Origin of the sequence: Candidatus Collinsella stercoripullorum (assembly GCF_027669965.1) — a bacterium.
GTDB lineage: Bacteria > Actinomycetota > Coriobacteriia > Coriobacteriales > Coriobacteriaceae > Collinsella > Collinsella stercoripullorum.
Map to the genome: position 1 here is coordinate 1 of NZ_JAQECM010000084.1, position 3,638 is coordinate 3,638.

The following is a 3,638-nucleotide window of genomic DNA, read 5'->3' on the forward strand; positions in this document are numbered from 1 at the left end:
CGCCGCGTGCGCCGCCGCGCGCTCGCGCTCGTCGCGGCGGCGGTCCTGGTCGCCGTCGCCGCCGCGGTCGCCTGGTTCGCCCTCGGCGCCGCCTCTCAGCCCGATGCGGGCGCCGTGCGGCAGGTCATCGAGGCGGACGCCGACATCATGGACGGGTTCGCCGCGGACGACTACGTGGAGGACTCGCCCTACGGGCTCTCCGACGTCCGGATCACCTCGGTGCAGCGGCAGGAGGACGGCTCGCTGCTGGTCGACGCCACGGCGGGCCTCGCCAACGAGAGCTTCGACAGCGACCTCGCCGTGACGCTGCTGTTCGCCCGCGCGCAGGAGCGCGACCGCTACCCGGGGCTCGCCTCGGCGGTCGAGGCGTCGGGGTGGGCGGGCGCCGTGATCCGGGCGGACGCGACCACGCGCGCGACCGCCGGGGTGACGCGCGACCCCGACTTCCCGGACGGCTTCTCCGCGAGCTTCGATGCGGCGTCCCAGACCTGCACCTACACCGCGGAGCGCACCTTCGACCTGTGGTTCGGCGCCACGACGGTGAGCACGCCCTACACCTACACCTTCGACGGGTCGTCGTGGGTTCGCGCGGCGGGGGACGCGACCTCGTCGTTCTCCTGGGACGCCTCGGCGCTCGAGGGGTCGTACGCCGCGGGGGACGGCACCGGGCAGATCTCGTCGTTCACCATCTCCAACGTGGACCCCGCGGCGGGCACCTTCACGGTCGAGTACCGCGCGGCGCCGGGCGGCTGGGGCGCCTCGGAGGTCACGGGGGTGCTCTCCTGCACGCTCGCGCAGGGGGAGCCCGACGAGGGGACCCGCTCCTTCAGGCAGGCGGACGGGCGCGTCTACACCTTCACGGGCGAGGGCACGAGCTCGGGCGGCGCCGGCACGGCGAGCGTCTCGGGCGCGCTCGGGCTGGACGGGACGGTCTACGTCGACCTCTCGGCGGACTACACCCGTCAGCCCTTCCTGATCGGCGAGGCGACGGACGAGACCCTCGAGGTTTCCGGCGCGCTTGCCCGCGCGTGAGGGACACCCCTCTGGGAACATAGGGACAGTCACCTTTTTCCCACAGAGGGGGTTCTCGTGGGAAAAAGGTGACTGTCCCTATTTTCCCGCAGGGCCCTCTCCTGCATCCGTCGGCTGAGGCTGTTGCGCGGAGCGTGCAATCTCTGTGCACGCGGCGGGTTCCTGCTAACATACTGAAATGACTGTAGTTCAAACGCACGACACGAAGGAGCTTGCAGTGGGTAACCACTTCCGTAAGCCCGGAGACGGCACGGCCCCGCAGCAGGGCGCCGCGCCCGCGCCGGCGCCGCGCCATCAGGCGCCCGCCGCTCCGGAGGACGAGAGCCGGCTGTTCCCGCAGCCCGCTGTCCCGGCCGGGCAGTCCGAGCCCGACCCCTTTGCCTACACCCCGTCGCCCGACCTGTTCGACGGCGTCGCCGCGCAGCCCGCGCCCGTCGCCGCCCCGCAGGTGCCCTCGGTGCCCGATCCGGCCGCGCCCGCGGCCCCGCTGAGCAGCCTGCCCTCGCCCGACCAGCCGGCGACCCCGGCCTCCACGGGCGTGTTCATGACGCAGGCCGGCCCCGCGGTGGCATCGACCGACCTCTCCGAGCAGCGCCAGATCGCCGATGTCGACCAGGCGCTCCAGAGCCCGGACTTCACCTCGGTGTTCGCCCCGGTGGGGGACTCGCGCAAGAAGATGGCGCGCGAGGCCGGCGTGGAGCCCGTCATCCTCATGGAGCATCTCACCAAGATCTACGCCGCGCAGCCCAACAAGCCCGCGCTCGATGACGTCAACCTGGAGATCTACCCGGGCGAGTTCGTCTTCCTCGTGGGCCACTCCGGCTCCGGCAAGACCACGCTGCTGAACACCATGGTCCGCGACGTCAAGCCGACGAGCGGCCGCGTGCTGGTGGCGGGCCAGGACCTCATGCGGATCAAGAACCGCAAGGTCCCGTTCCTGCGCCGCCAGATCGGCACCGTGTTCCAGGACTTCAAGCTGCTGCCCAACAAGACGGCCTACGAGAACGTGGCCTTCGCGCTCGAGTGCATCGGCAAGCCCCGCGGCGTCATCCGCAGCCAGGTCCCCGAGGTCCTGCGCCTCGTCGGCCTCGCCGACCAGATGGACTCCTACCCCGACCAGCTCTCGGGCGGCGAGCAGCAGCGCGTCGCCGTGGCGCGCGCCATGGTGAACCGCCCGCCGCTGCTGATCTGCGACGAGCCCACCGGCAACCTCGACCCGGCGATCTCGCTCGGCATCATGAAACTGCTCGAGCGCATCAACCGCACGGGCACCACGGTCGTCGTCGCCACGCACGACCGCGAGATGGTCGATTCCATGCACCGCCGCGTGATCGCCCTCGAGGCCGGCCACGTGGTCCGAGACCAGGAGAGGGGAGGCTACGGCAACTATGGCGCCTAGCAACTTCGGGTATTCGCTGCGCGAGGCCGGCAGCCACTTCTTCCGCAACTTCGGCACCTCGCTCGGCGCGGTCATCACCATCTTCCTGTCGCTGTTCATCATCGGCCTGTTCATCTTGGGCTCCGCGGTGGTCAACTCGGTGATCGGCACGGTCGAGCAGCAGGTCACCATCAACGCCTTCATCTCCGACGACGCGACCGACGACCAGATCGAGGCGTTCCAGTCCAAGCTCGAGAGCTGGGACAACGTCGCGAGCGTCCAGTTCAAGACCAAGGAGGACGCGCTCGCCGACTACACGAGCAACCTGTCCAACAACGCCGAGGCCACCATGGCGGCGCTCGACGGCGAGAACCCCCTGCCCCGGTCCTTCGTGATCGAGATGCAGGACCCCTCGCAGGTCCAGTCCACCGCCGAGCGCATCAAGGCGGACGAGGACTTCCGCCAGATCGTGGACGATGACGACCCCGACGTCGACGACGTCGATGCGGACGTGAACGCGAGCGTGCTCTACGGCCAGGAGGAGGTCGGCCGCCTGTTCCAGGTGACCACCTACATCCGCATCGCGGCCGTGGTGCTCGTGGCGCTGCTCACCTTCATCGCGTTCATCTTCATCAACAACACCATCCGCCTGTCCATCACGGCGCGCCGCCGCGAGATCGGCATCATGCGCCTCGTGGGCGCCTCGAACAGCTTCATCCGCGGGCCGTTCATCACCGAGGGCGTCATCCAGGCGCTGCTGGGCGCGCTGCTGTCCATCGGCGTGCTCGAGCTCATCCGCAACTTCGGCATGCCGGCGCTGCAGAACGCCATGTCGTTCCTGTCGTTCCAGATCCCGCTGAACATGTACCTCGTCACCTACGCCGCCCTCGTGATCGTGGGCGTGGTGATCGGCCTGTTCGGCTCCGCCATCGCCATGAGGCGCTACCTCAAGGTGTAGGCGCGCACGCACGATGCCGGCCCGGGTCGCTCCCGGGCGCGATGAGGGCCGTCCTGGGGGCGGCCCTCTTTTTGACCCGGGCGTCGCCGCGCGAGCGGGCGATGCACCCCTGTGTCCCGCCATGCGGGTTCGATGGCGACGGCGCGCCCGGGGTATACGTATACGGATACGAGGGCGCGCCGCGCACGGAGGCGGGGGTGCGCCGCCGCGACCCGCGCGGGCGGCGGGCGGTGGAGGCTCCGCCCCGGTACGCCGCGGCGCGGCATCCGG

The 3,638-nt window shown here is 70.4% G+C and carries 3 protein-coding genes; all 3 read left to right on the top strand.

Features of this window, described 5'->3' with window-relative positions; all coding sequences use genetic code 11:
- On the top strand, window positions 1-1,032 hold a 1,032-nt coding region (locus PHA29_RS10310; RefSeq protein ID WP_270849544.1), incomplete at its 5' end, for a hypothetical protein.
- Between the two features lie 217 nt (window positions 1,033-1,249).
- Window positions 1,250-2,431: a cell division ATP-binding protein FtsE gene (gene ftsE, locus PHA29_RS10315; RefSeq protein ID WP_270849545.1), complete on the top strand. Its 1,182-nt coding sequence runs from the start codon at window positions 1,250-1,252 to the stop codon at window positions 2,429-2,431.
- Complete coding sequence (gene ftsX / locus PHA29_RS10320) at window positions 2,421-3,368, top strand: permease-like cell division protein FtsX (RefSeq protein WP_270405885.1); 948 nt, start codon at window positions 2,421-2,423, stop codon at window positions 3,366-3,368. Before ftsE ends, ftsX begins: the two co-directional genes overlap by 11 nt.
- Window positions 3,369-3,638: the final 270 nt, after the last annotated feature.